Source organism: Pedobacter sp. CFBP9032, from assembly GCF_034045265.1.
GTDB lineage: Bacteria > Bacteroidota > Bacteroidia > Sphingobacteriales > Sphingobacteriaceae > Pedobacter.
The window spans coordinates 399,414-426,409 of sequence record NZ_JAXCWE010000003.1 but is presented as its reverse complement, the minus strand read 5'-3'; the positions used below and the strand labels follow the sequence as shown (position 1 = coordinate 426,409).

The following is a 26,996-nucleotide window of genomic DNA, read 5'->3' as shown; positions in this document are numbered from 1 at the left end:
GGTTGTTTTGAATAGCATGAAAACTACATTTTTAAACTTACGAAGTTCTTCCTCCCCACGGGCCAATAGAACTTCTTAAGTTGATTTACGGGTAATATGCGCATTAAGATTGCTTCGTCCTCTAAGCATGTATTGAATAGTTAAGGCCCTTTATTTGGGTTTATCCTTATTATCTATGGTTAATTTCTAAACCAATAAAAATAAATCCGTATTTTTGCCGCACATTAATATTACCGCAGTTGAAGTACCCAAATTTTAAAGACCTTATTATTTTCGAAGACAACGATTTTATTGTCATCAATAAACCACCTTTTTTAGCCTCACTTGATGAAAGAGGAGGATCTGGCGAAACAAATGTTTTGCGTTTAGCCAAACAATATAGTGATGATGCACAGGTATGTCATCGTTTGGATAAGGAAACTTCCGGCGCTTTAATCATTGCAAAAAATCCGGAGGCTTACCGCCATGCATCTATGCAGTTCGAACGCAGAAAGGTGAATAAAACCTATCATGCTGTGGTAGATGGACATGTAATATTTGATCAGCTATTGGTGGATTTGCCCATTTTAAATGATGGAAATAAAAATGTAACAATAGATCGTGCCGAAGGCAAAAGGGCAGAAACGATTTTTGATTCTTTAAAATATTATAAGCATTATACTCTTGTAGAATGTAAACCGATTACCGGAAGAATGCACCAGATTAGGATTCACCTCGCTACACAACGTGCAGCGATTGTTGGAGATGATATGTATAAGGGCAAACCAGTATTTCTATCCTCAATTAAGCGTGGATACAAACTTACTAAAGGTGAAGAAGAACAGCCGATTATGAAACGTTTTGCTTTACATGCGAGACATTTGGTTTTTAAAGGCCTGGATGACCAGGATATTATTATTGACGCACCTTATCCTAAAGATTTCGCGACTTTAATTAAGCTCTTAGATAAGTTCGATGCCTAACACTTACTTCCAGTAATGGAAATGAAACACTAACGATATGTACGTCAGATTTGTAAGTTACCTGGACAATATTAACCGATATAGAAAGTCTAAAATCTCAAATCGTAATTTCCTGGTCATACTCGCTGTAATAGTTGGTATTCTCGCCGGACTTGCAGCAGCGGCTATAAAAAGTTTAACGCATCATATTGAAGAATTTCTTCAATCAGACTGGCACTGGAAGTACAAATATTATCTATACTTCATTTTTCCAATGATTGGAATTTTTCTAACGGTTTTATACATCAAGTATTTCATCAGGAAAAGTAAATTTGAAACCGGTCTTACCCCTTTGCTTTATGCAATTTCAAAAAATTCAAGCAGGGTAGAAGCACATAACATATATTCACAGGTAATTACCGCTGCCATTACAGTAGGCTTTGGAGGTTCAACAGGTTTGGAAGCGCCAATTGTTACCAGTGGTTCGGCAATAGGATCTAATTTGGGTCGTTTTCTTGGTTTATCCTATCGCGAAATTACCATGCTGGTTGCCTGTGGAGCTGCCGCAGGGATAGCGGGTGCGTTTAATAGCCCAATTGCAGGAATTGTTTTTGCCGTTGAAATTCTCTTGCCAGAGTTTACCATTCCAGCTTTTATTCCGCTATTATTATCTGCAGCCACTGCAGCCGTCGTTGCCAGAATCTTCTATACTCAGCAGCTGTTTTTTCTGGTTACAGAAGGCTGGCGTATTGATGCCTTATTTTATTATGTATTGCTTGCTGGTCTGATCGGTCTATTTTCTATTTATTTTACTAAAGCAAATTATGCAGTAAAAGGATTGTTTTACAAAATTAAACATCCCTATACTAAAGTGGTTGTTGGCGGCTTAATGCTTGGTCTGTTGGTTTTTCTCTTCCCAACACTTTACGGGGAAGGTTATATTACCATGAAGAACTTGTTAAGGGGGAATTACCTGGCTGTTATTAACAATAGTATTTTTGAAGACTATAATACCATTGCACCTTTAGTTATTTTATTTACAGTGGTTACCATTTTTATGAAATCGCTGGCGACACTCATCACTTTAGGTGCTGGAGGTAACGGTGGTACGTTCGCACCAAGTTTGATTATGGGCGGACTGATTGGTTTTGTTTTTGCATACGTTGTTAATCTTTCAGGTTTAGCACATTTAAATGTATCTAACTTCATCGTAGCCGGAATGGCAGCAGCGCTTGGCTCAATTATGCATGCACCCCTTACCGGAATTTTCCTGATTGCAGAAATTACAGGCGGCTATATATTAATGGTTCCGCTGATGATTACCACTGCAATTTCTTATGCAATTAATCGCAGCTCGCAAAAACATTCTATCTATACAAAGGTTTTGGCTGATAAAGGCGAATTACTATCTCATGAAGATAGAGATACCACGGTTTTGAATCAGATGAAATTAAAATATTTGATCGAAAAAACATATCCTCAATTACATATGAACGATCTGATTGCCGAAAAAATGAATGAGATCGTTCAATCCCATAAGAACATTTGTGCAGTTACCGATGAGTTGGGTGATTTTAAAGGGATTATTTACATAGAAGAACTATTCAATGAAATGGTTAACAATCCTGATAAAGCCAATTTATCAAGCACGAGCCTGATCCAAAATGCACCGGCTACCGTATTGGAAAGTGATGACCTGAAAACCGTCTTACACAAAATGGAACAAGAAAATGCATGGCTCTTGCCTGTTGTTAATGAAAACAATGTGTACAAAGGGTTCGTTTCCAAAACTGCGATTTTCAACAAATATAGGGCACTGCTAATGCGGCAGAATGATTATATGAGTTAAACGCCATTATCCTAAATACGGCTTTTGACTTCGTGGCATTTAAACAGATTTAGAAATAATCTTTAGCAAAAAAAAGTTGGAATGAATTAGGTAAACCTTTCCATTCCAACTTTTTAATTCTTTAATACTACTGATTTTTCCTCAGTGCGCTATTGGGTATCTCTTTTTAATCCAAACTTCTCAATTTTACTGTATAAATGACTTCTTTGGATATCAATTTCATCAGCAGTTTTTGATACGTTCCAGTTATTTTTTTCAAGTTTAAATTTGATAAACTCCTTTTCTGCATGATCTTTATAATCCTGGAAGTTGTTAAAGCTATCGAAAGATGATGACATGCCGGAGCTACCAATTGCACCTGCAATTTGCGTGCTGGTTGCAGCGCCGATATTTGTACCACCACCAGGGTTAGCAAAAGCACGGACATCATTTTCTGTTATTACTTTATCACTTAAAATGATTAAACGCTCAATCATATTGTGTAATTCCCTTACGTTACCAGTCCATGGTAAAGCTTGTAACGCTGCCATTCCACCATCGTTTATCTTTTTAACTGGCATTCCATAATCACTGCAAATGCTTTCCAGAAAGTTTTGCGCAATTACTGGAATATCATCTGTACGCTCAGTTAAATGTGGAACATGAATATTAATTACATTCAAACGGTGGTATAAATCCATTCGGAAGTTGCCATCTTCAATTTCTTTTAATAAGTCTTTGTTTGTTGCAGCCAATACCCGAACGTTTACTTCTATTTCCTTTTCACCACCAACGCGTGAAATTTTATGTTCTTGTAAAGCACGAAGCACTTTCGCCTGGGCAGAAAGGCTCATATCACCAATCTCATCTAAAAATAAAGTTCCGCCATTTGCCAATTCAAATTTACCAATGCGCTGTTTTACTGCCGAGGTAAATGAACCTTTTTCATGTCCGAACAATTCACTTTCAATTAGTTCTGAAGGAATTGCCGCACAATTCACTTCAATTAGCGGACTATCTGCACGATTAGATTTTTCGTGTAACCATCTTGCAACCAGTTCTTTACCACTTCCATTGGCTCCGGTAATCAATACCCGGGCTTCAGTAGGGGCCACGCGCTCGATGGTTTCTTTAATTTTCGAAATGCTATCAGATTTACCTAAAATTTCTCGGGTTTTGCTGGCTTTGCGCTTTAAAACTTTTGTTTCGGTAACCAGGTTGCCACGGTCTAAACCATTACGAACCGTAATTAATAAGCGATTTAAATCAGGTGGTTTTGAAATAAAATCAAAAGCTCCTTTTTTACTGGCCTCAATGGCAGTTTCAACCGTTCCATGACCTGAAATCATAATGAAAGGTAAATCAGGCCTTAACAATTGTGCCTGTTCCAGCACTTCCATACCGTCCATCTTATTCATTTTGATGTCGCAGAGCACCAGATCGAAATTGGTCCTTTTGATCATTTCAAGGCCGTCGATACCGTTATCTATATCTTCAACATCGTAATTTTCATACTCCAGGATTTCGCGTAAAGTGCTTCTTATTGCCCGCTCATCATCAATAATTAATAGTTTGGCCATTTAGTGTTTATTATAGTTAAATGCGAAGATATTATTTTTAAATTAATGTATACTTTTTCCTACAACAATTATGGCTATAAACGGTAAATCTTACAAAATGTTTTATGTATTTTACAATATCCTGATGCCTTTTCAAGAGATTGATAAAAGCCTTAAAGAACAGGGTAATTTTTGAGAGAAAACACCTCGTTTGTATTGATCTAATGATAAAAAGGGTAGAATGAAAATAAACTATCAATTCAAGAAATAAAAAAAATGCAGGTCTATAAGCCGGGTTCTGTTTTCTGATTACTCAGAACTTCTATCATTAATCCAGTATAAATGTTGCCATTTATCTCTAACGACCTACCCACTAACATCGGACGGGCAGCCCTACATGCGTTAGCCTATTTGGTCTTTCAACTCCCGGGGTTTACAATCCACTACAGTCGCCTGCAATGCTCGTGCGCGCTTACCGCACGTTTTCACCCTTACCCCAAAGCCGCAAGCGAAAAAGGGGCGGTATATTTTCTGTTGCACTAATCCGTGATTCAGGTTTTCATTCCTCAATCCCTTTCCGTTAGAAAGCGGGATGCCCTGCGTTGCCCGGACTTTCCTCTCTTCCGATTAATCGAAACAGCGATAGAACAACCTGCATTTTGCGCAAAGATGCCTTTTTAAATTGAAATGCCCTCAAAAAAAGATTATTTACATTGCTGTAGTTGGACAGAAACTTTACTATAGGGCACAAAACCCTGGTGATTCCCAAATGAATTAGTAATGTACACCATCACCTGTGCAACATCAATATCAGCTAACTCCGGAAACGCAGGCATCTTTTCTTGATATTCTTTGCCATTGATTATTAATTTCTCAGCTGTTCCGTTCTTAATGATGCAGGCCAAACGAGCTTTATTAGTAGCCAGGAAAACCGAATCAGTTAAAGGAGGAGCAAGTTTTCCCAAACCTTCTCCATTTTCGCCATGACAATTCTGACATTTGGTTTTGTAAATGTCCTTGCCATTCGATAAGTAATTTTGTAAATCTATAGTCTCCTGATTTTGGCAGGAAATAATTATCGCTATGATAGCAAATAGAAAGATAGAACGGGTAATGTATCTGCGCATGAGTGTTTTGTTAATTTGCCACAGAAAGACCGAAAACAAAAAATATTATTTTACTTCCGTGTTAATCTGTATTTCCGTGGCAAAATATTCTAATTTTTATATTCTGCCAATAAAACAGGAATATCCTTTTTCAATTGTTCGACCTGATCTTCTTTGGTACCATCATAGGCACCCCGGATACGTCTGTCTTTATCAATAAGAATAAGATAACCTTGGTGAATATAACCGTCTTTTGCAGTACTATCTTCACCAACAGCTACTAAATAATTCTTCTCTGCTAAAGTATAGACGCTGTCTTTACTGCCATAAAGGAATTGCCATTTATTGCCATCAACGCCTAACTTTTGTGCATATTTTTTTAAAACCGAAGGTTTGTCGTATTTAAAATCTATAGTATGGGATACAAACATGACTTCAGGATTGGTTTTAAAATCGTTGTAAACTTTCATTAGGTTTCGGTGCATCGTTGGGCAAATGGTAGAACAAGATGTAAAAAAGAAATCTGCCACATAAACTTTGCCATCTGTAGCTTTATTAGTTGTTATCAGGCTATCCTGGTTTAAAAAAGACCAATCCGGAATGGTTTGATAAACCGTATCTATCTTATCTACGCCGGCTGCATCTCTAACGGTTTCTGCATGGCGCTCCCCATAAAACGGAAGTTTTTTATCTTGTTTACAAGATGAAAGTATGGCAATAGATAGCAGGCAAATTGCCATCGAAGAAATAATTTTATTCATGATTTTTTATTAAAGTGTAAATATACGACCTCTGTTGTGCAGGAGGGAATTAATTTTTGTTTTTAATGCCTCCCGAAGATTAAAAGATAAACGCAGTTATTTTAAAGTTCCGCGAAGGGCTGTTCAATCCGCGGGAGAATTTTTAATGTTTATGATGTTCCATATTCATTTTTGTAGCCGGTACCACATGATATTCTTTTAGCGCTGAATCTGATGCTTTGGTAACCTTTATATAATCGTCTTCCACCTTCCTGATTTTTACCATTTCAGATTTATAATAGTTTAAATCTTCTAATTCAGTTTTACCTTTAAAATCATCTTTGAAACCATGCATCCAATCCATCATACGTTCATCAGCTTGATTTAAATTTTCAATCAGATCAGCAATCTTCACGGAATCCTGAGGAGATTTCATTTTGCCAGACTTCAAAACTGAATCTAACTTCATTTTATTTGTCATCACTTTTCCGCCATCAATCATCAGTTTATCGTGGATATTAAGCACTTCTTCTTTTACTGCTTTAGCATCTGGTTCTGTTTTGCAAGCGCTTAAAAGAATACCGATTAAGCAAAATCCTAGTGTTATTTTATTTTTCATATTAATTTTATTAAAAATTGTAAGTAATTCCGACATAAACTTTACCTGCACTCATGGGGTGGTCGGTTTCCGCTTCCCAGATGTTTTTTTGTATTCCCGCATTCAGGGCCACATTCTTATAAAAAATATCGGCCCCGACACCGCCCATTAAATTATTCATCACGTGCTCGCCGGTTTTAACACCGTTGTACTTTTCTCCACCAGAATATTCATAGAAGAATTGTGCGGAAGGCATCACTTGCACATCTTTCCCAATTCTTTGCTTATAGAATATATTAAGGAAACTCGTGGTACTGTTCGCGATACTTTCCTGCCTGCTGTTTTTACCATTTACCTTGTAGGATGTATTTAAACTGGCACCGAAGTTTCCTAACCCAACCATATAATTCAGGTAAACAAAACCATCGGTGCTGCCGGTGCCACCCTGCATTAAAGAAGAATAACGGATGCCAGCCGTATTTTTAAAATCGTTTTTACCAGTAGGCAATTTGATTCCGGCACCAGCAATAAGTTGTTGTTTAAAGTTCTCGTCGAGTTTTTGAACCAAATGATACCCAGCATAGAAATTAGCATCGCCCATACCACCAATTGTAGAGGTATAACCATTATATCGCTCACTATTATATACGTAAGGAAGTATAGCATTTATTTCCAATCTGCTGTTGACAAAATATTTACCACGTATTTCCATCGATCGGTATAATTCATAATCTGCTTCATTTCCTGCATGCCCTGTAATTGGAGCATCCTGACTTCTAGCCGGAATAAAGAATTTTCCGCCATTGGGGAATAATGAATGCGCTTGGCCATCGTATCCATTAAAAGATCTATAACGATATAATACACTGATACTGTTTCGATTGTAATAAGGCGTGATCCCCATAAAACAACCACAAATGTCGCAACCGAAAACGTTACTACTGATGACTAAAAATGCAATGAAGACTAACTTACGATTCACTATATATTTTATTTTTGATAAATTCATTATCGGTTAAGGTTTTTAAGAATGCTTTAATTTGTATTTTTTCCTGACTACTTAATGGTATGCCGTTTTTTAGCATTGGATCCAGATTTTCACTGGCCACTATACCGGAGCTATAGTGTTCCAAAACCTCGTCCAGGCTGTAAAAACGACCATCATGCATATAAGGGCCAGTGTATTCGATGTTTCTTAAACTCGGGATTCTAAATGTTCCAAGGTCAGTTCGTACGCCCGTAATATGCGAACGACCTTCATCTGAGCTAACTAAATCGAGACCATTGCTGCGATAAGAAAAATCTGTAAAAAATGGTTCGGCATGGCATGAAGTACACTTTTCTTTAAAAAGTATATAGCCTGATTGTTCCTCAGCAGTAAATGAAACGCCTGCTTCCTTACGCATTACCTGATCATATTTGGCGTTTCCTGAAACCAGCACCGCCATAAACTGCGTAAACGACTTCATGATCGACTGAGAATTAATTGCTGTAGTACCAAAAGCCTGTTTAAATAATTCTGGATAAGGTGGCGTATTGTTCAGCAAGGTAATTATTGCTTCCATATCCGTGCCCATTTCGCATGCATCCGTAATGGCATTTAATGGTGATGTTTCGATATTTTTCACCCCACCATCCCAAAAGAATGCCTTTTGCCAGGCCAGATTGAAAAGAGGCGGAGCATTGCGTTTTCCCTGGCAATTGTTTACGCCATGACTCACTTTATGATCCAGGTTTGCAAAGGCGGCAAATTGCTGATGGCAACTGCCACAAGACACACTTTTATCTGCTGATAACCTGGCATCATAAAATAATTTTTTACCCAAAGCGAAGCCAGCGTTGCTTAATTTGTTTTGCTCAAAATTGTATGCAGGGGCAGGGAAATTTGCGGGGATAGAAAATATTACCGGTTTTTGTTCTGGCTTATTTTCATCCTCATTTTTACTGCAGGCATACATCAACGCAATGCTCAATATAAGCACTGCGAAGACGACTATTTTCCTTGCCATTAATTATGAATGTGATCTAAACGGAACATACCTTTTGCATAATTGTCAGCTACAATAACAGAATTTGCTCCACCCATCGTAAAGTTTAAGGTAGTGAAACTCACGTCCGTTGTTCCGGTAAATAAGGAAGCGGCATTTACGATAAAATGCATATCTGGCTTTGAATCTGTCCTGATTCGCAATGGATTTGCACTATTTATCTCTGTAACATATGTTCTGATTGTATTGTTAGGATCTAAAACGCCTCCAATGTGGAAGGTTAAAGCATTGTTCTGCGCTTTGGATTGTGGCGAAGTTCCTTCCAGCTTCACAAAAATGTAACCGCTATTCCAGGTCCAGAACATACCGTTCACGGGATCTAATGCTCCAGTTTGGGCACCTGCGAAATTGCGGGCATAGTCTACACCAATGGTATATTCAATCTTGGTGTAATCGCCTGTTGGTACATTGTTGACCGTGATTAGTTTAGACGATGGTTTAGATTCATCGATTAAGAAATAACTCTCTGGAACTAGATAAGTTGTTCCATCGGTTTTGCTTAATTTAACATTGCTCACGTAATATTTAAATACATTGATTTTAAAATCTTCACCCTTTGCATTTTTATAGGTGGTCGTATTTAAATTCAGTGCTGCTCCATTTACTTGGTGTTCGAATTCCAGCGTGAAGCTTGATTTTGTATCGGTTGCGATTTCCTCTTCATTTTTTTTACAGGATGACAGCAGTATAATAGGGCATAACAATGCCAATAAGTATGGTAATAATTTCATGCTAATGAAAATTAGTAAGTAAAAAATAAGAAATTAATGACGTTCGTCTTGCTGAAATTGAATCCGTATCTTGAAAAGAAATAAGACAATAAAACAAATCCGATAGCTATCGGATCAGGTTGACGATCGTAAAATAAAAGATTTACTTAAACCGTTTTCGGAGGATGAAAAATTGAAATAGAAAGGTCTTTAACAGGCTTTTCCAGGTAAAGGCTTTCAGATTTAATGATAAAGTAGGGAAGATGGTGATTCAGCGTTAGCACCTGAAATTCAGGATCAGCCTCTACAATTCTTTTTAGTGTTTCCTGAGTTTGTTTATTTTTGCCATCTAAATCTTTCAATTTTTTAGCCAGGAAACATTGTCCATCGCAATGAAGTTCGGGGTGTGCCTTATTAATACAAAATACAGAAGTAATGTATTCCTTGTTCATCTGGTAACCTGAATAAATCACCAATTGCATGAAACCGTTGCTAACGGTGCATATAATGACAAGATATATTAAGATTTTTTTGAGCATGGTATTGCGCTGCAAAAGTATTAAAGAAATTGGTTACAGCAAAGGAAAATAAACATTGGCTGATTTAAATTTTGAAGTAGAACTTAAATTGATATAAGGTGATGTTTTTCAGAGATTTAAAGTCTTGAAGATTTATTGACTCTAATATATTTTTGAATTTTTGCAGCAGACTTTACATGAGTTTTAGATAAAGTAATTTTTTCTATCTTGCCATACACAAAAATGAAACCTATGAAATTATTTAAAACTATCGCGTTGATGATGGTATTGTCATCATGCGCCAAAAAAGAAGTTCCAGATGTACCTCCAGCCTTTAGTGATCCGGATTGGATCAGGCTCGAAATTGCAAATGGAAAAGAAGCCCATGCTGTTTACGGGAATTTAGATGATACACTTACCGTCTCAACCTTATACGATATTCGTCAAACGTATGATAAAGGAAAAACATGGGTAAATGTAAAAACCACTCATCAACCTTTTTATGGTCTTTTAGTGAAAGGCGATAGCATATTTACTTTAAGTTCTAAATCTTTAAATAGTCAGTCCGGACAGTTGTTGACATCATTTTCACAATATTTAAGTTTAGATAACGGTTTAAGCTGGAAATCATTTTATGAAGGAGCGAAGTCGATAAATAGATCAAAAGAATATGCTACTGTTTATCCAAATAACCAAATAACGATCAAATTAAAAGAAAATTTAGAACCTATAAATGGGAATCCCAATCACAATAGTGTTTTAAAAAGTACAGTTGAAATAATTGAAAATGGCAATACCAGAACACTTTCATTACCATTTAATAATCAGATCACCAATCTGTATCTTGATAAAAAAGGAAGACTATATGTTTCGGCTACAAGTGCTATTTATGATAAAAATTCGGGTAAGTATTCAGATAATGAAAAGGCAGAACCGGCTATAATTTATGTGTCGAAACAAAACATTTCTAATTTAATAAAATAGGTTAGCCCACAAATTCGCAGATCTTTAAACAAAAATAATCCAGATACAATTTTATGCATCTGGATTATTGTAATCTGTAAATCTTCGGCCGCGTTATGCCTGTAAATCAGCCATTACCGCTTTGATTTTCTCACCCAATTCTTCATTTACTTTTGCGAAATCAGCACGATCAGCTAATGGCGCATTTACACTGCAATAGAACTTAATTTTTGGTTCTGTACCACTCGGGCGGGCAGAAACAATACTTCCATCTTCTGTTATAAATTGCAACACATCAGAAGTAGGGTAATCTAGTTTTGTAACTTTTCCTGTTGCTAAATCAGTTTCCTGACTCAATTCATAGTCCTTCAATATGGAAACTTTAGAGCCTCCTAATGAAGCAGGTGGATTTTCTCTGAATTTCACCATCATGGCTTTGATTTCTTCTGCACCAGTTTTTCCTTTTTTGGTTAGTGATACCAGGTCTTCCTTGTATAAACCATATTCTACATACATATCAAGCAAGGCATTATATAAGCTGGCACCCTTATCTTTGTAATACGCAGTCATTTCAGAAATGAAAGCAGCAGAAACAACAGCATCCTTATCACGAACTAAATCGCCAATTAAATAACCGTAGCTTTCTTCACCACCACCAATAAAATATTTTTTTCCTTCCAGTTCAGTCATTACCTGACCGATGTATTTAAATCCTGTTAGGGTATTATAATAAGTAACGTCTTTCTTCTTTGCAATTTCTTCAATCAGGTTTGAGGTTACAATTGTTTTCACGATGAACTGGTTGCCGTCTAATTTACCAGCTTCCTGCCATGCTGTTAACAGATAATTAATTAGCAAGCTTCCGGTTTGATTACCATTTAATAACACCCATTCTCCATTATTATCTTTAACCGCAATCCCCACGCGATCTGCATCCGGGTCGGTTGCCAACACTAAGTCTGCATCAATCTCTTTTGCCTTATTCATGGCTAATGTCAGCGCATCTTTTTCTTCGGGATTTGGATAAACAACAGTTGGGAAATTGCCATCAGGTTTGCTCTGCTCTTCTACAAGTGTGACGTTGGTAAAACCAAATTGCTCCAAAGCTTTTGGTACTAGTGTAATTCCCGTTCCGTGGATAGGAGAGTAAACAATTTTTAAATCGTGTTGTCTTTTAATGGCTTCAGGTGAAATGGAAAGTGCCGTAATGCCGTCTAAGTACAATTTATCTACTGCTTCGCCAATTAATTCGATGTTCGCTTCTACACGATCAAACTTCACTTCATCAATGCTGCTGATTTTGTTTACTTCATCAATAACCAGCTTATCATCAGGCGAGGTAAACTGTCCACCATCTGCACCGTAGGCTTTGTAACCATTGTATTCTTTTGGATTGTGCGATGCGGTTAACATGACACCACTTTTGCAACCGAAATGACGCACGGCGAAAGAAAGTTCTGGCGTTGGCCTTAACTCTTCAAAAAAGTAAACATAAATGCCATTGGCAGAGAAAACATCTGCAGTAATTTTAGCAAAGTAATCAGAGTTATTACGGCTATCATGTGCAATTGCAACGCTGATTTTTTCGCCCGGATATTTATTGTTTAGATAGTTTGCTAAACCTTGAGTGGCTGTTCCAATAGTGTATTTATTGATCCGGTTCGAACCCGCACCCATGATACCACGTAAACCACCAGTTCCGAATTCTAAACTTTTATAAAATGAATCGATTAGATCCGTAGTTGCATTTTGATCAACTAAGGCCTGAATTTCTGCCTTCGTATTCTCGTCGTAATTACCGCCTAACCATTGGTTAATGGTGGCTTGTGTAGATTGGTCAATTGCTTGCATTGAGCTTTTTTTTAATTAAATATCTGGTGTTGAACAAAATTTCAAGGTTGAAGTTTGGTCGAAATTCATTTATTTCGATTTATCCAAATTTTATTTTGTTGGGAATGTTGCTTTTAAGCTTGTTTTGCTTATTTTCACGCCCCGATACAATAATAAAGAAATTCCGGTATTAAAATAAGGCCATCTGAACTTTTTCACAATCTGAAGTGAATTATGTAAAGTTTTGGCAGTTTTTATCACAGATAAAATAATAATTAAGTAGATGAAAATATTAAAATTTGGGGGTACATCTGTTGGTAGTCCCGAGCGTATGACGAAGTTATTGGATATCATAAATCCAAATGAAGAACAGATTGTAGTGTTATCAGCTGTTTCTGGAACTACAAATAGTTTAGTAGAAATTTCTAATTATTTTTTAGCCGGAGATAAGAAGAACGGAAGTACCGCCGTAGAAAATTTATATCAGAAGTATAAGGATTTCGTAATTGAACTTTTGCCTGCTGCTGATTTTCAGGAAATGGGCAACGAAGTAATTGATTATCATTTCAGCTTTTTAGCCGTTTTAACGAATGATATTTTTACCTCCATAGAGGAAAAAGTAGTGTTAGCGCAGGGCGAATTACTATCCACCACTTTATATCATATCTATTTAAAATCAATAGGTATTGAATCTGTATTGTTACCTGCATTGGATTTTATGAAAACCGATGAAGATAACGAGCCTGATATTCCATTTACCACAAAACATTTAACGCCGCTTTTAGAACAACATAAAGGAAATAAATTATTCATCACGCAAGGATTTATTTGCCGCAATAGCTTCGGTGAAGTAGATAACTTACGCCGTGGTGGAAGTGATTATACCGCTTCTTTGCTTGGCGCTGCAATTTTAGCAGAAGAAGTTCAAATCTGGACGGACATTGATGGGATGCATAATAATGATCCCCGGGTGGTAAAAGGAACCAAACCAATTGCACAATTATCTTTTGATGAAGCAGCGGAGTTGGCTTATTTTGGAGCGAAAATTTTGCACCCGCAATCTGTTTTTCCTGCGCAGAAATATAAAATTCCTGTTCGTTTATTAAACACCATGGAGCCATCTGCTGCCGGGACGTTGATTACCCACAACAGTGAAAAGGGAAAAATTAAATCCATCGCTGCGAAAGATGGAATTACTGCTATTCGCATTCAATCGAGCCGGATGTTGCTGGCTTATGGTTTTCTTCGTCGTGTTTTTGAAGTGTTTGAGCGCTATAAAACGCCAATCGATATGATTACCACTTCTGAGGTAGCAGTTTCGCTAACCATTGATGAAATTGGAAATCTTCCCAAAATTATCGAAGAGTTGGAAAGTTTCGGAACAGTTGAAGTGGACACCAACCACAGTATTGTTTGCGTGGTGGGCGATTTTGGTTCAGAAAAACATGGTTTCGCCAGCAGGGTTTTAGAAGGTCTAAAACACATTCCAATCCGGATGATTTCTTATGGAGGAAGCAATTATAATGTCTCTTTACTGATTCTGAGCGAATATAAAACAGAGGCCTTAAGAAGTTTGCACAACCGCTTATTCGAATAAAAGATAAAGCGCACCGAAAATGACAAAAAGGCCAAGTAAGCAATGGAGTGCTAAAAAGCCTTTTGGAAGAAGCTCATTTTTATATTTCTTATAGGAATTAAATAAGCCTAAAGAGATAATTAACACAATAAATATAGCGGCTATAATCTTCATTTTTTGATAAATAAGAGAAACAATACAATGAGGAGCAAAACGAGTGAAAACCGGATCTTTCCATTGTATTGCTTTTGGGTAATTCTTCCATTCTTTAAATCGAGGTAATTACCGAAGTACACCAGCCCAAAGAATAAAATTAAAATTATAATAAGGAATTTGAACATGTTCGCCGATAAAGATATATCAAAGTTTAATAATATAGAAACCCCTTTCTACTATTATGATACCGATTTGCTGCAAAAAACGCTTCGCACCTGTGCAGCAGCAGCAGCACCGTATCAATTTCACATTCACTATGCCTTGAAAGCAAATTTCAACACTGTTCTGCTGGAGGAGATTAAAGGAATAGGTTTCGGCGCAGATTGTGTTAGTGCTGGAGAAGTGAGGAGAGCAGTAGAAGTAGGTTTCGATCACCAGAAAATCGTTTTTGCAGGAGTAGGTAAATCTGATAAAGAAATTAATGAAGCATTGGACCTGGATATCTTCTGTTTCAATGTAGAATCGATTCAGGAATTGGAAGTGCTAAATGAACTGGCTGCTGCAAAAGGAAAAGTAGCACAAGTGGCTGTCCGCATTAACCCGAATGTTGATGCACATACGCACCACAACATCACCACTGGTTTAGACGAAAATAAATTTGGAATAAATTCCTGGGATTTGCCAGAGTGCGCCGAAACTTTGAAAGCATCTGCGAACCTGAAATTTATTGGCATTCACTTCCATATCGGTTCTCAGATTACCAACCTGGATGTATATAAAAATCTTTGCGTTCGGGTAAATGAGTTTGCTACCTGGTTTGAAGATAAAGGCTTTATATTGAAAGTATTAAACGTAGGTGGAGGTTTAGGTATCGATTACTATCATCCTGATCATCAAATACCTGACTTCGAATCTTATTTCAAAATATTTGATGATTTTCTGGAAGTAAAACCGGGGCAGGAAGTACACTTCGAATTAGGGAGAGCGCTTGTTGGTCAATCGGCATCGTTAATTACAAAAGTGTTATACATTAAAAACGGAAAAAAGAAAAACTTCGTTGTTTTAGATGCAGGCATGACCGAATTGATGCGACCAGCACTATATCAAGCCTATCATAAAATTGAGAATTTAAGTCGCAAGGCGGAAGGTTCAGGCCAGGAATCCGAAGTTGTTAAATACGATATCGTTGGACCAATCTGCGAAAGCACGGATTGCTTTGGTAAAGAGGTAGAACAACCCGAATCTTTTAGGGGTGATATTTTCGCCATCCGCAGCGCAGGTGCCTATGGAGAAGTTATGGCTTCCAAATACAATCTAAGAGATGCGATAACATCTGTTTATAGTAACGAAATTTAATATTAATCGCCGATACATAGCGCAAAATGGCAAGCGTATCGGCGATCTTTTTATTTGGTTGATCAGCATCTAGAACCTGATCCCAACAGAGAACCTGATGTTGAAGGGTTCTCCTTCCACAAAGAAATAGTTATTTCCGGTATATGGAAAATCTGTCGTGATATCGCCGGAAGCCATATAACGTTTATTCGCTAAGTTATCTGCAATTACCCTCACCCAATACCTTGGATTAGTAAAACTCAGCCCAGCATCAAATTTGGTGTAATTCGGCAAGAAAACATCCCGCTGGCTAATCGCTGAAAGTTTCGAAATACTAGTCTGTCCGGCACTTAGCGAAATTTTATTGTATCCTTTTAATGGGATGCTGTATTGAATCCAGGTATTAAATATTTGCTGGGGCACATCAGGCATTTTTTGCCCAACAATAGAAGGGTTATCTGGCGTTGGATCGAGATTATTGTCCTTAGTGATTTTTGCATCCACATAAGTGTAATTCGCCACTAAGGATAGTCGGTCGGTAATATTTCCAATCACATCAACTTCAATTCCATTGCTTACCACTTCACCCAATTGCAGGTAATAGGCAACTGTACCTGCCGAAGCGGTATAACTTCTAAAATCTCTTGCAGATACATTTTGCTTGGCAGAATGGAAACCGTTAATGGTAGTTAATAATTTCCCGTTAAACCATTTCTTTTTAATTCCAAGATCGAAACTATTTCCAAACTGAGGTTCAATAGCTTTTGTTCCGGTAACGGTTCGCTGTCCTGCGGCTGAACCATCAGTAGTTGAAGTTACTACCTGCCCGGTTTGTGGAACAAAAGATTGGTCATATAAAAAATAAATGGAGGAGGTAGAATCTGGTGTGAAAGTTAAAGCTAAACGAGGTGAAAACGCATGTTGTTTGTAATAATCTGGTTCCCGCGGTCCCCTTGTGGTGGTTAAAATGTTCCGGTTTCTGTACTCCGTATACCGCGCACCAAAGGTCAACAGGAATTTATTGAAGGAAATGTTATCATAAACATATGCCGCTGAATAATGAATTTTATTTTCCTGTCTGATTGATCTTTTTGTTACCGCAACCGAATTCGGGTCTACCTCATAATTCGGATTGTTGCGGTCGAAAGCAAATGAATTACTTCCGTAATAAGTTGATAATGAATCTTTACCTGTCGTGTAATCGCCGCCGATTAAGAGTGTGTGCTTAAATTGTCCGGTATTAAACCTACCATTTAAAAAAAGATTGGTGTTATAGGTTTCTCCCAATAGGTTAGAATTACTGGATGTGCGCCTTGTTTTATTTGTACTATCAAAACTGATAGAAGTTCTATTATTAGCGGAAACCATATACCATTGGGTGGAAGGTGCTTTAACATAATTGGATTGTGAGGTTAACTGCCAGTTTGAATTGAACTTGTGAACGGCTACAAACCTTCCGGTATGTGTTTGTGCCACACTTAACGGAAGTCCGATGCCTGCACTATAATTTACACCAATTGGATCCTGCAACACATCATTATCTTGCCTAAGCTTATTGATTGATGAACCATTTTTCACTTCGCCGCGAATGTAATTGTATTCAGCAATCAGGTAAGTGCCTGGATTAAAATTATACTGAAGCACCGGAGCAATTACATATTTCTCCGTTTCCATATGGTTTAAATAAGCGTTCTGACGTTGATAGGCCGCATTGAATCGATACGAGAAACCTTTATCCAATGCTTTACTGCCAATATCTACTGTTGACCGAAAAAGATTATAATTGCCTCCCGTAAGTTGCACATTCAATAACCTTTCCTTTGGCGCTTTGGTCGAAATGTTTAATGTTCCGCCGGGTTCACCCACAGCACTTATAAATCCTGCCGGACCTTTAATAAACTCCAGACTTTCGATTAAGGCTTCGTCATCAAGCGTTGCGCCAAGCACCAATCGGCTGGGCATTCCATTGATAGTGGTAGCGGCATTAAACCCTCTGATTTTAATGGAGGCAGAATTATCAAAAGGCGAACTATTATAGCCAAAATAAATTCCGCTGGCATTTCTGGCCATATCTTTTAATTGAAAACTTCCCTGTTGCTGTATCAATGCAGAAGATATACTGATGATGTTCTGGGGCATTTGAAGCAATGGAATTTGCATCCTTAATGCCGCAGGCAAAGTATCTTTATTCAGCTTAACAGCTTTCTTTCCGGCAATACTAATTTCTCTTAACTGCTGTGTACGGTTAGAATCTAAAGTGGGTTTTGTTTTACGCTGCTGCTGGGCAAATAGCTGGGTAACGTAAATAAGGATAATCAAGGAGAGGTAAAGTTTTTTCTTCATTTCTGTGATTTTGTTAAATTGATGGTATTGCGTTTATAATGTTGATTTGACTTTTGCGGTTAAGAGCAGGATAGAAGCAGATATCATCAGAAGACCTAAAATTCCAATTAAGATGTTTTTACTTTTACCAGGCGTTGGCAACATTTCAAATTTTGGTAGATGATGCAGGTCTGTTAAGCTCAGGTTTTTATCGTGGATGATATATGTAGTCATAAAATCAACCCAGGTTTTTTGAAAGCGATTCACTTGATTTTCATAGGATAAGTGGTCTGCTAATCCAGTTTCTGCTATTGAATTTAACAAGTACTGCGTTTTAGTGGCGGGGTTAATCCAGCTTAAGTTGGCAGAAATGGTGTTTTGCTTTTGAGGATATTGGTTGTAACCTTCTGTTACACTGGTCATCTTCCTTCCTAAAAGATCGTAGTAGGCAACGAAACGAACGGTGCTATTTTCACTGGTATCTGCAGCTGTTTTTAAGTTTTTATATTGTGGATTATTAAAGTAAAAAATATCAATAAGCTTTTGTTTCGGCATTGCCCAAATGGCTTCGCTATTCTCTCTTAAAGCAACAGCTTCATCTGTTTTTAGCGGAATAGGATAAGATTGGCGGACCAATGCATTTGTAATAGCCGGCAAGACAAGGAGAAAAAAGCACCACGATCCCAGGAGATAAAGTGCGTTCGCGGTAGAACGCTGACCCAGTCTGATTAAGAATAAACATATCGAGAACCAAAATAGCAGATAAGCAGTCACAGTTAACAGCCATAAAGCCGAAGTACCCCAATCAAAAGCGTTTAATACAGCATCACTAATGATTCCGATTATACTCAGTATCCAGGCCAATAAAATAACCAATAAACAACGAAAGCTTAATTTGTAAAAGAGGATGCGTTCAAAATACATGCCTTGTACGGCCAATAGCCGATCAGTTTGTTGTTCTTTTTCTTTCGACCAGGTGTTATAGGAAAGCGCAATAGCCAGCAAGGGAAGAAGATAAATGATTACATAAGCAAGATCGAAATTACCGGAAGCAAGCATTTCCGGATTGGCAATTTCTGCATTTGGCGCCTGCACTGTATTTCTCCTCCTGGTAATAACATCATAATAAGGCAATATATCCCGTTGGCCTACAGCAAGCGACATTAACTTTGATGGTTTGTGTACAGCATTTAAAGGATTTTTGTATTCGATTACCGATGGAATCCCCGCCTGCGTAAAACTAAGCTTACCTTCAACGCTGTTGGTATCTGCTGTAAAACTGGCTGCGATTTCCTTAAATTTACTTTGATAGGTTTGTTCCAGACTATCAATCGCTGTGAGTTGTCGCCTAGTAAAATGATGACCATAATAGATACTATATAAGCCAGTTAAAAAGAAAAAAGCAATCAGGCATAACACCAAACGCTGCCTGCGAAGCATCCGCAATTCGAATAAAAATACCGTTTTAAGCAGGTTCATAATTTCGGGCTAAAGAACGTGAAGCCACAAAACGGAGCAGTAGCATAAGAAGAATAATCCATCCTGTTAAAGAAAATAACGCGTTTTTATTAAATTTTAAGACTTTATTAATCGCCGGAAGCGGATCTTTAAATTCTTTGAGCTTTGCAAAATACTGAGGGCCAACGGTGTATTCTCCCTTTACATTTTTACTATGCATGGCCAGTTGCACATTTAGCTTCCTGATTAAGTGATTACGATAGGTTTGTGCCTGTTTGAAAAAATACTGATGATGGTAATAGTCGGTACCCGACAGTGCCATCGAAATCCGCCTGATGGAAATAAACGGATTGAATATTCCGGCGATTTTTAAAAAGTTTTGCTGCTGATCAAACTGCTGTTCTACCTGTGCCAGATAGTGGTTAAACACCATGGTACGATAATCTTCATGATACTGCAACGTTAAGCCCTCTATATTAAAGGGCAACGCTTTAGTAGAATCTGCATGATACTTCTTAAGTATATTTTTTACAAATCGATCCCCACGGGCAGCATACGGATCATGCCCGTTCAATCCTTTTCGGTAACCTTGTTCAACCAGATCAGTGAAATTAACGCGAGACATGGGCGGATAACGTCTGTCTGCAATACCAGTTAGCAATTTCGGTGAAATAATACTCATTAAAATCCAGCAACTCAAAGCAGTTAAAAGTGCTTTTCCCGAATGACCACTATATGCTGAAATCAGGGTACCCAATAATACGATAAAGAAAAAATACAATAGAAATGCAAAGATTAACCAAAGTAATCTCGGAAGCAGATTGCTAAAATCAGAAGAGAATAAGAGCATTAACATCATCAATAAAAAAATTGGGAGTACCAATACCACAATGAATAGGTAATTCGAAACGGCCTTCGCCCTTATTAATTTTGACGTACTTAAACCTTGTGCCAATAGCATTTTTAACGTCCCGTTTTCCTTTTCTGTAGTGATGCTGGTTGCTGTAATGAAGAGTATGAGCAGTGGAATTAGCAATTGCAAAATCAAGGCAATTGTAAGCCGACCGAAACGCATCGAACCATCATTTTCTTCTGCATTTGCGGCATTAGGTTCGTGTTGCACATGGGCTTCAACGCGGTATGTATTTCCTGAATAATCGTCTAAGCCGGTATCAAAAACATTTAAAAGATTGATGGATTTAAAAAGATAGGTTCCAAAGTGAGCAGCATCATGCGGATTACGCTGTTGATGCTCCCATTGTTGTCTAAAGAGCATATTGGCCGCTTTTCTTTGGCTGTGTGCCGATTGATAATCCAAAAATGTACAACCCGTGGCAACGATAAAAAGTATCCAGATCATCATAGCCGATATAAACATGATTTTGTTTCGGTAAACCTCCAGAAGCTCTTTTTTAATCAGCATCTGCCAAATCGAAAAGTTCCTTTTTTTCATTAAAGATATTTTAATAATGCATCAAAGTTGCATTATATTTTACATATTTGCAACTACATTGCATTTACTATTTCGAATTCAGGCATGATTAAAGATTTTATCCGCAGGAGAAAGTATCCTTTTTATAAGCAGCCAGATGCCATGGATTGTGGCCCGGTTTGCCTTAAAATGATTGCAGGATATTACGGTAAAAACTTTTCCATGCAACAGTTAAGGAAGTTGTGTAAAATAGGGAAGCAGGGTACAACTATGCTTGATCTCATTGATGCTGCAGAAAATATCGGTTTCAAAACCATGGCTGCAGCACTAGAATATAATAAACTAAACAAACTTCCACTTCCTTTTATAGTACACTGGAATAAAGAACATTATGTAGTGGTTTATGAAGTAAATGATGAATCTTTTTATATTGCTGATCCGGCACTTAATGGCAAAATCACATTAAATGCTACAGAATTTTTAGCAGGCTGGAGTATAAACGATGAGGACCAAACGGGGCGTGTATTATTACTGGAACCTACCGCTGCATTTAATGAAATAGAAAGCAAGCCAGATTATAAAACATCTTTATGGAACCTGGTACCTTACTTAAAATTACACCGTAAAGGTTGGTTTCCGATTGCAGTTAGCTTAGCACTCGCCAGTGGTTTCTCACTTGTAATTCCACTACTTACTCAAATGATTGTAGATAAAGGCATTCAGGGAAAGGATACTAATCTGTTACTTCTGATATGTTTAGGTCAGCTTATGCTTTTCTCTGGCCGGATGCTGATGGACTTTGTACGGGGAAGGTTACTATTCAGGATCGGTGCCAGAACGAGTATCACGATGCTTAAAGATTTTTTAGCGAAACTGATGAAACTGCCTTTTTCATTTTTTGATAACAGGCAGGCTGGAGATAATATGCAGCGCGTAAATGATAATCAACGCATAGAAGAATTCCTCACCAATTCACTCATCAATTTTATCTTATCGGCCATTACCTTAGTAGTTCTTGGAGGTGTTTTACTTCACTACAACTGGAAGATTTTTATGTTATTTATTGTGGGTGCTGGCGCAAGTTTGATCTGGTCTAACTCCTTCCAGCAGAAAAGAAAAATCATCGATCAGAAAAAATTTAAGGTGCTTTCCGCTAATCAGCAATTACTGCTCGAGATTTTTTATGCCATGCAGGAGATCAAATTAACGGGAAGTGAAGAAGAAAAGAAACAGCTTTGGGAAGGCCTGCAAGATCAATCTTATGATCTTAAACTGGAAGCTTTGCAACTCGATCAGCGGATGCAGGGTGTTGGCGCTTTTATCAACGAAGTAAAGAATGTGCTCATTACTTACGCAGCAGCAATGTTAGTAATTCACGATCAGGTAACCTTAGGTGGAATGTTGGCAATAACCTATATCTGTGGTCAGTTGAATGCACCTGTTAATCAGCTGGTGGAATTTTCGAGGGTTTCTCAAAATGCAAAGTTCAGTTTGTTGCGGATAGACGAGGTACAACAGGAGGAAGAAGAAGATTTTGAAGTGGCACAAGAATTATTGGTAAACGGGCCAGTAGCTATTGTATTAAATCGGGTTTCTTTCCGGTATGGAAGTAAACATAGTCCCCTCGTACTAAAAGATGTTAGCCTAAAGATCCCGGCAGGAAAGGTAACTGCTATTGTAGGTACCAGTGGTAGCGGAAAAACAACACTCATCAAGCTGCTGCTTAAATTTTATGCTGCTATTGAGGGAAATATCGAGATTGGTGATCAGAAAATTGAAGCCATTAATGCCAGATCATGGCGGAAACATTGTGGAGTGGTTATGCAGGACGGATACGTTTTTATGGATACTATTGCCAATAATATTTTTGCAGGAGCTGAAGTTAAAGATTTAAATCGCCTACATGATGCAGCTAAAATGGCCAACATGCATGCTTTTTTTCTAAAGATGCCATTTGGCTATGAAACAGTAGTAGGAAGAGATGGTTACGGTTTAAGTGAAGGCCAAAAACAGCGGCTATTAATCGCCAGAATGATCTACCGCAATCCTGATTATGTTTTTCTGGATGAAGCGACTAATTCGCTGGATGCACAGAACGAACTTTCCATTGTAAATAACCTTAATACTTTTTTTCAGGGTAAAACGGTGCTGATTGTTGCCCATAGGCTTAGTACAGTAAAAAATGCAGACCAGATTGTAGTGCTTCAGCAAGGGGAGATCAAAGAAGTGGGTACCCATCAGGAACTGCTCCAAATTAAAGGGCACTATTATCATCTGATCAGGAACCAACTCGAACTGGGCCAATAATGTTTCATAACCTATAAATACGCTATGTCTATCAAAATATTTCCTTATTCATTAGTTCGATACGCAGGTCTTAATTGCGAGGTATTTGATCAGTTTACCTTTCAACCGGGTAAAAAATTAATTGAGCGTCATCGATACTATTTACAGGAAAGGGATGAACTAAAAAATACTTTATGCGATGCTTTGTTTCCCATCATTAGTCAACAAACCGACGATCAGCTCAGACAACAACTCATTAATATTAAACGTAAAATTTTTAATAATAAAAGAATAAATGTAGAACAGCTAGCATTACTTGAAAACTTAACGCCAACAGGATTTTCTGAAAGTTTGCAAGCTTACACTCTAAACGAGGCATTGCTGGATAAATTTTTTAAGGTAAATGAGCCACTATTTGCACGCGAAATTGGAACATATAGGCAAATAATTCAGCAGATGGCATTAAAACCCGAATTGCAAAATGGTTTAATGTTGTCGAGCCCGGTGTTGTATACGCAGTTGACGGATTTTATTAAAAAAGATCCCGAATGTTTTAAGCAAAAAGAGCTGCGAATGGAATTCAGTCTGTTGCGCTACCTCAGCAGGATGGCTTATAAAACGTCGCCATTTAGTAGCTTTACCTATACTGGAATTATGATTACTGCTCCTAACCAGGGAGATCAGCCATTCAAAATTAATGAAATACAAAGCAGGTTAAAGTTAAACAATATTCTTTTCGAATACCTGTGTGCTATATGGAAACAGCATCCCATACTCAATGAATATTTAATACTTAAAATTAATATCACAACAGCAATCAAGGAAGGTAAAATCCAGTTTCTAACTAATTTTAATAATATTGAATCCTTTCAGCAGCTAATAGCCAATGGTATCCCAATATTGATCATTAATTATCTGCAAAGCGCAAATCAGCCTGTTACTTTGGAGATACTGATTACCTATTTATTGGATCATCTTGAGCACATATCCCGGGAAAACCTCAAAGCTTACCTCATTACATTGATAAACACTGGTTTACTGGAGTTTGGGTTTGGCTTTTCAGGAATGGATGAAAACTGGGATGTAAAACTACTGACTTTCTTTGAATCGGTATTACCAAAAAGCGTGGTGATTTCCCCGCTAATCAACCTTTTCCGAATATTACAACTCCATAGGGATAATTATGCCGGGGCTAAACCTGCTCAACGTTATCAAATCTTGCAACAAGCAGAAAACGCAGTAAATGGTGTTTTCCTTCAATTACAGAAAGAAGCTAAACTACCCTATTACAGCAGTGCTGAGGAAAAGAAAATCATCGATATGGATGAAAAAAGAGATCATCAATCTTTCCTGACTAATGGCTTTGTTCCATATTACTTTTCAGCACGCAACATTTTCTATGAAGATTGTTTTACAACAACTATAGAGGTGCTTCCTGAGGCCGGAGTTGCCAATTTCGTATCTAAAACAAACCGGCTAGCTGAAAACCTGTTGCCTTTAGATGTGATGCGGAATGAACGAGTGAAGATGCGCGATTTTTACCTTTCGCACTATCCCAAGCAGGAAAAGGTTAAGGTGACTGATTTTTACAGAGATTTTTATTTCTATGTTAAAAAGCCAGAGAAGGTAAACGCAAAGGATAATGAACAAGCAGTAACCGACACAGCGTTATGGAAAGCTGCAGTATTATTAAAATTGCAAGAGCAGGATACTTCAAATGGAACGTTTAATTTAACAGCAGATTTTTTTTCAGATTTGCCGGTTCCATCAGATCTTGGCGCACTGTCTTCAATAGGTGCTTTTGTACAGTTTTATCAGCACGAAGATCAGCTTTATGGTGTAATTAATTCACTTTTACCAGGGATGGGAAAGGTGAGCGGACGATTCTTATCCTTATTTGATTCAAAAATACAAACAGAATTTGTAAGGCATAATGAGACTATATCACCTGATGTCATCAAAGCAGAGCTGAATGATGCCTCAATCTTTAACGCTAATATTCATCCTGCTTTGCTTAAGCAGGAGTTGGCGCTTCCATCAGGAAACAATATTTACCCTATTGATCAGCAAATTAAGGTAAGCGATTTATCAGTTTGCCTGAATGCAGATTCTAATGCTCTTGAACTTATGCGTAACGACCAAAGAGTTTACAGCTACGACCTAAGTTTGGAATCTTTTTATAACCGCTCGAATTTATATCAACTACTGGCGCACTTCAATCCGGACGCCCGAATTTCTCTACAGCCTTTTATCCAGCTGATAGACCAGCATAGTCAAAGTAAATTTGAAGATGAAGAACCTGATATTTACCAGTTACCCGAAATTATCTACGAAGAAACCGTAGTCATCAGGAGAAAAACCTGGCGGATAAAAACGGTCATGATACCCGTGCAACAATCGGCAGAAACGGATTTCGAGTATTTTATTCGCTTAAACAGCTGGCTTGAATTGCAGAAAATACCAAGACAGATTTTTTTGTTTTTGAGAAAACGTGGCTATCATAATAAGGTTGCTGATGGTGTGGCAGCACAAAAAGAAAGTCTGCAAGATGATTATAAACCACAGTACATTGCTTTTGATAAACCTGTGTTTGTGATCATGTTTAAACGCTTGTTGGCAAGAGCAGGAAACTATATTACCATCGAAGAAGTACTTCCGGTGCCAGCAAAAGGTGGAGTAAAGGAATATTTAATCCAGTGGTATAATGGGTAGCAAAATTGAACAACCTGTTTATACATGGCTCGGCATGCATATTTTTTATAGCGGCGATGCTGATGAACTATTGAAAAGATCGATAGCACCTTTTGTAAATCTATGGAAAAGCTTTTTATCTCCTGTATCACCCTGGTTTTTTATTCGGTATTGGGAGGCAGGAAGTCATACTCGGTTAAGGTTTAAAGCCAATTCGATGTATCATGAGCAAATTGTGGAAGCATTAAATCGCGATTTTTTTAAGTTTCAATACACGCAATTTAAAGTTGAAAAGGTTTTAATTGTGGCGTATCAGCCAGAAATAAATCGCTATGGTAACCAGGAAAGTATCTTTTGGGCCGAACAGCATTTTGCCGCTTCGTCAACCTATATCTTAAAATGGTTTTTGATTAGAAATACTGCCAGTCAGATTACCATACAAGCCATAAGATTGAATTTACTTCTCCTGTTTTGTACCAAATGGAAGCTGGAAAAACTGATTAAAACATGTGATTTTTTTATAAATGGATGGTTACCAAGACTATATCGACCAGGGTTTTCCATTGATAAAGAAAAGCAATACTGGCTCAATCAGTTCGAACAGACACTTTCATCCGGAAAAGAAATAATCTGTCTGGCGGCCAGGTCTTTTTGGAAAGAATTGAATGAAGATGCAATAGCTGATGATTTAGCAATATATAAAACAAGTAATCTAGAAATAATGGATCGGTATGTAAATGCAGGATTCGACAATTTTAAAATCCAGGAAATTATATCAAGCCTGATGCATATGACTAATAATCGCCTCGGCATCGTAAACCAGGAAGAAGCTTATTTGATGTATGTCGTGAAAACCTGTATCTGTTTTATTCATCGAACTAAACATCACATTTAAATTT

General features: G+C 37.6%; 20 protein-coding genes and 1 other RNA gene. 8 read left to right on the top strand and 13 right to left on the bottom strand.

The window, feature by feature from the left end; translation table 11 throughout:
• The first annotated feature begins 239 nt into the window (after window positions 1–239).
• Together SOM16_RS08405 and SOM16_RS08400 are read left to right on the top strand one after the other, a co-directional pair.
• Window positions 240–962, top strand: a complete 723-nt coding sequence (locus SOM16_RS08405) for an RNA pseudouridine synthase (protein ID WP_320463551.1) — start codon at window positions 240–242, stop codon at window positions 960–962.
• A gap of 37 nt (window positions 963–999) precedes the next feature.
• Complete coding sequence (locus SOM16_RS08400; protein ID WP_320463550.1) at window positions 1,000–2,790, top strand: chloride channel protein; 1,791 nt, start codon at window positions 1,000–1,002, stop codon at window positions 2,788–2,790.
• Window positions 2,791–2,939: 149 nt separating this feature from the next.
• Here SOM16_RS08400 and SOM16_RS08395 read toward each other — a convergent pair whose 3' ends face one another.
• The 9 genes from SOM16_RS08395 to SOM16_RS08355 all read right to left on the bottom strand — a co-directional run bounded on the left by SOM16_RS08395 (window position 2,940) and on the right by SOM16_RS08355 (window position 9,982).
• Complete coding sequence (locus tag SOM16_RS08395) at window positions 2,940–4,349, bottom strand: sigma-54 dependent transcriptional regulator (RefSeq protein ID WP_320463549.1); 1,410 nt, start codon at window positions 4,347–4,349, stop codon at window positions 2,940–2,942.
• Between the two features lie 250 nt (window positions 4,350–4,599).
• Window positions 4,600–4,987: RNase P RNA component class A (gene rnpB / locus SOM16_RS08390), an RNA gene on the bottom strand.
• A gap of 45 nt (window positions 4,988–5,032) precedes the next feature.
• Window positions 5,033–5,455, bottom strand: a complete 423-nt coding sequence (locus SOM16_RS08385) for a cytochrome c (RefSeq protein ID WP_320463548.1) — start codon at window positions 5,453–5,455, stop codon at window positions 5,033–5,035.
• Window positions 5,456–5,544: 89 nt separating this feature from the next.
• Window positions 5,545–6,195, bottom strand: a complete 651-nt coding sequence (locus SOM16_RS08380; RefSeq protein WP_320463547.1) for an SCO family protein — start codon at window positions 6,193–6,195, stop codon at window positions 5,545–5,547.
• A 142-nt stretch (window positions 6,196–6,337) separates the two neighbouring features.
• On the bottom strand, window positions 6,338–6,793 hold the full coding sequence (locus tag SOM16_RS08375; protein WP_320463546.1) for a hypothetical protein: 456 nt from the start codon (window positions 6,791–6,793) through the stop codon (window positions 6,338–6,340).
• A 10-nt stretch (window positions 6,794–6,803) separates the two neighbouring features.
• A complete protein-coding gene (locus SOM16_RS08370; RefSeq protein ID WP_320463545.1) occupies window positions 6,804–7,754 on the bottom strand; it encodes a hypothetical protein in 951 nt (316 codons plus the stop codon).
• Window positions 7,744–8,781 (bottom strand): cytochrome-c peroxidase, encoded by a 1,038-nt coding sequence (locus SOM16_RS08365; protein ID WP_320463544.1) that lies wholly within the window; start codon window positions 8,779–8,781, stop codon window positions 7,744–7,746. The genes SOM16_RS08370 and SOM16_RS08365 overlap by 11 nt, the downstream gene beginning before the upstream one ends.
• Window positions 8,781–9,551, bottom strand: coding sequence for an MbnP family protein (locus tag SOM16_RS08360; protein ID WP_320463543.1), 771 nt, complete (start codon window positions 9,549–9,551; stop codon window positions 8,781–8,783). The genes SOM16_RS08365 and SOM16_RS08360 overlap by 1 nt, the downstream gene beginning before the upstream one ends.
• Before the next feature lie 146 nt (window positions 9,552–9,697).
• Window positions 9,698–9,982, bottom strand: coding sequence for a hypothetical protein (locus SOM16_RS08355; RefSeq protein WP_320463542.1), 285 nt, complete (start codon window positions 9,980–9,982; stop codon window positions 9,698–9,700).
• 318 nt (window positions 9,983–10,300) lie between these two features.
• Here SOM16_RS08355 and SOM16_RS08350 point away from each other — a divergent pair, with 318 nt between their 5' ends.
• A complete protein-coding gene (locus tag SOM16_RS08350; RefSeq protein WP_320463541.1) occupies window positions 10,301–11,032 on the top strand; it encodes a hypothetical protein in 732 nt (243 codons plus the stop codon).
• A gap of 93 nt (window positions 11,033–11,125) precedes the next feature.
• Here SOM16_RS08350 and SOM16_RS08345 read toward each other — a convergent pair whose 3' ends face one another.
• Complete coding sequence (locus SOM16_RS08345) at window positions 11,126–12,862, bottom strand: phospho-sugar mutase (protein ID WP_320463540.1); 1,737 nt, start codon at window positions 12,860–12,862, stop codon at window positions 11,126–11,128.
• A 262-nt stretch (window positions 12,863–13,124) separates the two neighbouring features.
• On the opposite strand from SOM16_RS08345, the gene SOM16_RS08340 reads away from it, so the two are divergent.
• Together SOM16_RS08340 and lysA are read left to right on the top strand one after the other, a co-directional pair.
• Window positions 13,125–14,438 carry an aspartate kinase gene (locus SOM16_RS08340; RefSeq protein WP_320463539.1) on the top strand — a complete coding sequence of 438 codons (1,314 nt, stop codon included), beginning with the start codon at window positions 13,125–13,127 and terminating at the stop codon, window positions 14,436–14,438.
• Between the two features lie 318 nt (window positions 14,439–14,756).
• A complete protein-coding gene (gene lysA, locus SOM16_RS08335; RefSeq protein WP_320463538.1) occupies window positions 14,757–15,929 on the top strand; it encodes a diaminopimelate decarboxylase in 1,173 nt (390 codons plus the stop codon).
• Between the two features lie 69 nt (window positions 15,930–15,998).
• Here lysA and SOM16_RS08330 read toward each other — a convergent pair whose 3' ends face one another.
• From SOM16_RS08330 to SOM16_RS08320, 3 genes are read right to left on the bottom strand one after another with little or no spacing between them, the layout of a single operon-like run.
• Entirely contained in the window at window positions 15,999–18,251 is a 2,253-nt protein-coding gene (locus SOM16_RS08330; protein WP_320463537.1) for a TonB-dependent receptor, read from the bottom strand.
• A gap of 33 nt (window positions 18,252–18,284) precedes the next feature.
• Window positions 18,285–19,709 (bottom strand): ABC transporter permease, encoded by a 1,425-nt coding sequence (locus tag SOM16_RS08325; RefSeq protein WP_320463536.1) that lies wholly within the window; start codon window positions 19,707–19,709, stop codon window positions 18,285–18,287.
• Window positions 19,696–21,141 (bottom strand): ABC transporter permease subunit, encoded by a 1,446-nt coding sequence (locus SOM16_RS08320; RefSeq protein ID WP_320463535.1) that lies wholly within the window; start codon window positions 21,139–21,141, stop codon window positions 19,696–19,698. The genes SOM16_RS08325 and SOM16_RS08320 overlap by 14 nt, the downstream gene beginning before the upstream one ends.
• A gap of 84 nt (window positions 21,142–21,225) precedes the next feature.
• On the opposite strand from SOM16_RS08320, the gene SOM16_RS08315 reads away from it, so the two are divergent.
• Genes SOM16_RS08315 through SOM16_RS08305 form a run of 3 tightly spaced genes read left to right on the top strand, consistent with a single transcriptional unit; the run spans window position 21,226 to window position 26,992 of the window.
• The gene (locus tag SOM16_RS08315; RefSeq protein WP_320463534.1) at window positions 21,226–23,427 is read left to right on the top strand and encodes a peptidase domain-containing ABC transporter; all 2,202 of its coding nucleotides are present in this window, start codon (window positions 21,226–21,228) and stop codon (window positions 23,425–23,427) included.
• A gap of 24 nt (window positions 23,428–23,451) precedes the next feature.
• Complete coding sequence (locus SOM16_RS08310) at window positions 23,452–26,118, top strand: lantibiotic dehydratase (protein WP_320463533.1); 2,667 nt, start codon at window positions 23,452–23,454, stop codon at window positions 26,116–26,118.
• Entirely contained in the window at window positions 26,111–26,992 is an 882-nt protein-coding gene (locus SOM16_RS08305) for a thiopeptide-type bacteriocin biosynthesis protein (protein ID WP_320463532.1), read from the top strand. Before SOM16_RS08310 ends, SOM16_RS08305 begins: the two co-directional genes overlap by 8 nt.
• Window positions 26,993–26,996 lie beyond the last annotated feature (4 nt).